This window comes from Larkinella sp. VNQ87 (assembly GCF_049445795.1).
Classification (GTDB): Bacteria; Bacteroidota; Bacteroidia; order Cytophagales; family Spirosomataceae; genus Larkinella.
In genome coordinates, this window is record NZ_JBMSDT010000003.1 from 548,269 (window position 1) to 554,268 (window position 6,000).

Below are 6,000 nucleotides of genomic sequence, written 5' to 3' on the forward strand. Positions count from 1 at the left end.
AAATCCGGTTTCCGTAAAATATCTCATTTAAACATTGCGATTATTTACATAACCCTCCGGTTGGGTTAATGTCTGCTTATTGGCTCACTTTAAAACCGTTTACGGATAGGGATTCCACTGCAATTCTAGTGCTATTAGCGGTTTAATATCTTTTGCTCACTTTTCTTTTCACCTTATAATCAACGATCCGATGTCGAAATGTTTACGAGTAAGAAGCCTACTACCGGGCAGGCTTTGGAAAGGTTTATGGATTTTTCTATTCATTCAGGTATTTACTCATTTTGCAAAAGCCCAATCGCAGCCTGGTAAGCTATGGGATAAAACCTTTGGGGGAGAGGATAATGAATACTTAAACGATGTCCTGGCTACTTCAGATGGTGGGTATTTACTCGGTGGAACTTCGTGGTCGGACAAAGGTGCTGATAAAACGGAGAATTCAAGAGGCCCTGCTGGTTTCAGGGGAGAAACCGACATTTGGCTAGTCAAAGTAAAGGCCGATGGCACCAAACAGTGGGATAAAACGATTGGTAGCAACCCGAGTGAATCACTTACTTCCCTGGTGGCGACGGCGGATGGCGGTTACTTACTGGGTGGATCGGCCAATACCTCTATTTACGAACATGTAGGCGACAAAACTGCGACTGGAAAAGGCGGGAGTGATTACTGGCTGGTCAAGATTAACGCAAATGGCGCGATTCAATGGGATAAAACATTCGGGGGTGGATCGAATGACGTCCTCGTGTCGCTGTTGAAGACAGCTGATGGGGGCTACTTGTTGGCGGGGTATTCAGCTTCTTCCACGGGTGACGATAAAACCGAAGCTTCAAAAGGAGGGACAGATTACTGGCTGGTTAAATTAAAGGCCGATGGGACCAGGCAATGGGATAAAACGTATGGAGGGCTTTACAGTGATCGACTTTCGGCCATCGTTGCGACGACCGATGGTGGGTATTTACTCGGCGGCTACTTTTCTACCGAGCAGACGCCAATCTCAGGTCTGAGTGAGTATTGGCTCACCAAACTGGATGCCAATGGCGCAAAACAGTGGGATAAAAAAGTTGGCGAAAACCCGAATTCGATGGCGACGAAACTATTGGTAGCCAATGACGGCGGTTATTTATTAGGGTGGACGTCAGGCCTTAATCCTGACGGGGGGCAAACGGAACCTTCAAAGGGGGGCTATGATTTCTGGCTTTTCAAATTCGGTAGTGATGGCACCAAACAATGGGATAAAATATATGGGGGAAGTAAAAATGATAATTTATACATCCTGACGACTACCGCTGACAAAGGGTATCTGCTCGGAGGGGTATCCGTTTCAGGGATAAGCCATGACAAGACGGAGGATTCCTACCGGAATAGCTTCGACTACTGGATCGTTAAGATTGATGAGAAGGGAGCCAGGCAGTGGGACAAAAGGTTTGGCGGGGTGTACAACGATGCGTTGACCAACATTGTGCCAACGCAGGATGGAAATTATTTACTGGGAGGATATTCGAGTTCAGTATTGAGTGGTGATAAAACAGAAGATAACAGAGGAATAGACCACGATTACTGGATTCTAAAAGCTAAATCAAATGATTGCGCTTTTCCCGTCAGTATACAAACTACTTCGGATGGGTTGAGCTGTACGAATCAATCCGTGACACTGACCGCCAAAAACGCTGGCCCGGCGCAGTCTTATCGCTGGAGCACCGGTGCGACCACGGCAACGATCCTCGTTTCGACAGCGGGAAGCTACTGGGTTCAGGGAACGGCGTCTAATGGCTGCATGACTCAGGCGACAAAGACGATTGGCGGCAGCACTACCGCCCCTTCCGTGCCCCAGTTATCTGCCAGTTCACTTTTGACTACGAACCAGCCAATTTCTGTAACGGCTGCCGGATGCTCAGGCCAACTCAACTGGACCGTGAAAGGCGGAACCGGGGTCGCCAATGGTCCTATCTACACCCTTTCTGCACCCGGGCAGTACACGGTAGCCGCTACCTGTACACTGAATAGCTGTACAAGTCCTTCTGCATCTTTAACGGTCAGGATTCAGCCTGCAGTCAGCCCCCTAAAGCTTGTGGCTCCCACTTATAATTGCCAGACCGGTGCCATTACTTTCAACACCCAGGGTGGGAATGGATCGCTGATTGAATACATGGCCGCTGGGATTACCCGCTGGAGTTCCAGCCGAAACCATACCGTAGAGGCCGGTCTTCGACAGGATCCCAAAGTGCTTTTGCTTCAGGCCCGACAGAGTGGGGTACTGGTTAGCTATAACTTTGACCTGCCCGCAGCCTGTTCGCCATCCTCTCCCACCAATACACCGCCCCAACCACCCGCTCCACCACTCCTAATTTCTGCGCAGGTGGCCCAGGTGGATATACCGTTCTCAGGAACGTTGGTAACCTTCACTGATAAAGAAACACCGTCCTCATTAACCTATACGCTGCGCGGGTTGCCCGGTGGCCTAAGTTTTAATCAAACAGGGCGGGTTATTAGTGGTAAGCCAACGCAGGCTGGTTCATTTGTGATTACCTACCGGGCCACTGATGCACAGGGAGCTTCCAACAGCATCGATTTCATCCTCACGGTCAACTCCGCATCCCCGACTCCCGTAACGGGCAACTTCGATGGTTATCTGGATAAAGTTGAATGCGGAACCATCCGTGGTTGGGCCTGGGATCGCAACAAGCCCAATACACCGGTTACTATCGAGTTCTATACAGGAAATACAGTCTGGGGGAGTGCAGAAGCCACTATCTACCGGGATGACCTGAAGAATGCGGGAAAAGGCAACGGGGCTCACGCATACAGCTTTGAGGTGCCCAATACGTTGAAAGACGGCACACCGCGAATCATCTACGCCCGGGTTCAGGGGTCAAGCTATGAGCTAAAGTGGTCGGGAAAGCCTTTGCATTGTCCGTCATCAGTCCGTTTGCCTTTTAATAGCCGGGAGTCAAATTCCGACTTAAGCGTCGTAGTACTAGGTAATCCGGTTACGAATGGAGAAGTTTTGGTTGAAATTAAAGGTGCTAAAGATCAGGTGATTACACTGACTCTTGTGGATACCGAGGGGCGAATTGTCAATCAAACTCAGGTAAAGATGACCCAACATGAAGAACGGCACCGATTGTCTCTGAATCAAAAGCTATCAGGGTTCCTGTTGCTTCGGGCGAGCACCAAAAGCTTTTCAAAAACATTGAAATTGATTCATGAAAATTAGGTTCCTGGAAAACTTTCGATAAATCGAAACAACTAGCCCCGGATAGTTAGGGGCTAGCTGTTTAAATTAAATGGCTTCAATCTTCCCGGTAGTCTATAGGCCGGTTTTAACCAGTTTAAGGACGCTTTTTCTTCCGGATTTCGCTCAAATATTCGGGCGTAAATCCCAGAAACGAAGCCAGCAGATACTGCGGAATGCGCTGAATAAAGTCGGGATAATGATCACTAAAGTGGTAATATAATTCTTCCCGCGACAAGTCAAACAGGTATTTGACCCGCAATTGTGTGGCTGCGTACGCGCGCTGGTAAATCAGCCGGAAATACCGTTCCAGTTGAGGAAATTCTTCAAAAAGCCGTTCCTGTGTCGGATAATCAATCGCCCGCACTTCGGTGTTTTCAACGGCCTGAATATAAAAATCGGTCGTTTTTTGACTCTGAAAAGCCATATAATCCGACAACCACCAGTTTTCGATCGCAAACTGCAGGGTTTGCTCTACACCTTTGTCATTGACAAAGAATAACCGCAAACAACCTTTCACCACGAAATAATGGAATTTAGCCATGTCGCCTTCTTCAACCAGATTTTCTTTCTTTTTGAACGATTTTGCCTGAAAAAAACGCAGAATCGCCGGACCATCTTCGTCCTTGAGCGAGACGAATTTTTGGAGGTGCTGGATGAGTTGTTCAGCCATATGACTAATTGAAAAATAGTGATTACACAGGGTTGATCAGAGATGATCAGGGTTTATCAGCGAAATTCCCTGATAACCTCTGATAACCCCTGATTAACTCTGTATAACAATCCATGATCCCACTACAGCGGTTTGCTCAGCAACTGCGGTTTTTCGTCGACCATTTTCAGCACCAGCTCCCCGAACAGCGTATTGGCCCAGGCAAACCATTTGCGTGTGAACTTCGCCGGGTCGTCTTTGTCGAACGATTCGTGCATGAAACCGGTGTTGGCGTGGTTTTTTTTCAACTGCCGGAGTTGCGTCAGAATTTCCTGGTCATCGGTGGAGGTCAGCGCCCGCATCGTCAGGCTCATCGGCCAGATGTTGTTGACCAACGTGTGCGGACTGCCGATGCCTTCGGCGGCTTTTCCCCGGAAATAATACGGATTGTCGGCGCTGAGTGAAAACCGGCGGGTATTGCGGTAAATCGGATCGCTGGCCGAAACCGCGCCCAGGTATGGCAACGAAATCAGGTTGGGCACGTTGGCGTCGTCCTGCAACAGGTGATTGCCAAAACCGTCTACTTCCAGCGCGTAGATTTTCCCGTATTTCGGATGGGTATAGACGGCGTATTGTTTCAGGGCTTTTTCCACCTCATCGGCCAGCGCCCGGCATTCGGCGGCAAAAGCCGCGTCGGGCCGGATTTTATCGGTCATCGTCGCCACCTGGCGGAGCGACACCACGGCAAACCAGTTGGAAGGGACCAGAAACGGAAAAACCGTCGCGTCGTCGGAGGGTCGGAAAATGCTGTGAATGAGCCCGATCGGTCGGGTCGGATTGCCGTAGCCGTTGCCCGGAACCGTGTCCGTCGACCAGGCGGTTTCGCGGCCAAACTTGTACGGTCCCGGCCCGGTTTTGCGTTGCTGTTCGCGGCACGTTTTCAGAACGTGCCGCATCGCGTCGGCCCAGTCGGCATCGAACGGACTGGTATCGCCGGTGGTTTGCCAGTAGTGATAGGCCAACCGGATCGGGTAGCACAGCGAATCCAGCTCCCATTTTCGTTCGTGCAGACCCGGTTTCATGGCGGTGATGTCTTTCTTCCATTCGCCTTCCTTGGTCGGGTCAGAATAAAACGCGTTGGCGTACGGATCGAGCCGGATGCATTGCGTCTGGCGCCGAATCACGCCCGCAATCAACTTCCGGAGCGGCTCATCTTCCTTTGTGAGTGGTAAATAGGGCCAAACCTGGGCGGTGCTGTCGCGGAGCCACATGGCGTCGATGTCGCCCGTGATGACAAAGGTGTCGGGTTGGCCTGCTGCTTCCCGAAATTGAACGGTGGTATCGAGCGTGTTTGGAAAGCAGTTTTCGAACAGCCAGACAAGCTCAGGATCTTTGACGGTTTTCCGGACCTTCTCGATGGCCCGTTCGACGGCGACACTGGCAAAGTTGCGCTTCTCGGGCGCGACGCGGACGGTCGGGAAGCCGGCATCGCGGGTGGCAAAAACCGGGGATACGCCCAGGCTCAGCCCGGCGCTGGTAGCGGCTGCTTGTTGAATGAAATGACGACGGTTCATAAGCGGGTTTTGATGGGAACACGGATTGGTTCCTATCTTTCAAATCGACCTAAAAGTAGCAAATTAATCACTGGCGATCATCAGGCTCTCCGCACTGTCCAGATGCGTACAGGAATTGTCCAGAAACGGACAAATTCGCGTTCGACAGTTTTCAAAAACGCCCTCATACTCGCAAAAACCGCCTGTCTGCCGAATTGGCAACAGATTTGATATACGGAAATAGAAGAAATAAACCGGGTACTTAACCTTACGAACTACGCAACACATGCGACGGAGCGATCTGGGTGAATTTGAAGAAGTTGTGCTACTGACGGTGGCCGTGCTGGTACCAAAAGCCTACTCGGTAGTCATTGCCGAGGAACTGGAGCGCGAAACCGGGCAACCCGTCAGCACCGGGGCGGTTCATGCGGCTTTGCAGCGGCTGGAGCAGAAAGGCTACGTCAGTTCGGTGCTGGGCGACGCCACGGCCGAGCGCGGTGGTCGCCGGAAGCGGCTGGTTACCGTCACGGCCCTGGGCGGACGGGTGTTGCAGGAAGTTCGTTCGG

Annotated in this window: 4 protein-coding genes; 2 read left to right on the forward strand and 2 right to left on the reverse strand. The window is 51.0% G+C overall.

Annotated elements, in window-relative coordinates; all coding sequences use genetic code 11:
• Positions 1 to 190: 190 nt before the first annotated feature.
• Positions 191 to 3,211, forward strand: coding sequence for a putative Ig domain-containing protein (locus tag ACO2Q8_RS07370; protein ID WP_423344136.1), 3,021 nt, complete (start codon positions 191 to 193; stop codon positions 3,209 to 3,211).
• Between the two features lie 115 nt (positions 3,212 to 3,326).
• Here ACO2Q8_RS07370 and ACO2Q8_RS07375 read toward each other — a convergent pair whose 3' ends face one another.
• Positions 3,327 to 3,902, reverse strand: coding sequence for a Crp/Fnr family transcriptional regulator (locus ACO2Q8_RS07375; protein ID WP_423344137.1), 576 nt, complete (start codon positions 3,900 to 3,902; stop codon positions 3,327 to 3,329).
• Between the two features lie 122 nt (positions 3,903 to 4,024).
• Positions 4,025 to 5,455: a glycoside hydrolase family 125 protein gene (locus ACO2Q8_RS07380; RefSeq protein WP_423344138.1), complete on the reverse strand. Its 1,431-nt coding sequence runs from the start codon at positions 5,453 to 5,455 to the stop codon at positions 4,025 to 4,027.
• Between the two features lie 265 nt (positions 5,456 to 5,720).
• On the opposite strand from ACO2Q8_RS07380, the gene ACO2Q8_RS07385 reads away from it, so the two are divergent.
• Positions 5,721 to 6,000: PadR family transcriptional regulator (locus tag ACO2Q8_RS07385; RefSeq protein ID WP_423344139.1), on the forward strand; the 280-nt coding region annotated here is incomplete at its 3' end.

Excerpts from the sequence above, each read along its gene's own strand:
- ACO2Q8_RS07380 (WP_423344138.1), bottom strand. The coding sequence starts at position 5,455 with ATGAACCGTCGTCATTTCATTCAACAAGCAGCCGCTACCAGCGCCGGG.
- ACO2Q8_RS07375 (WP_423344137.1), bottom strand. The coding sequence starts at position 3,902 with ATGGCTGAACAACTCATCCAGCACCTCCAAAAATTCGTCTCGCTCAAG.
- ACO2Q8_RS07370 (WP_423344136.1), top strand. The coding sequence starts at position 191 with ATGTCGAAATGTTTACGAGTAAGAAGCCTACTACCGGGCAGGCTTTGG.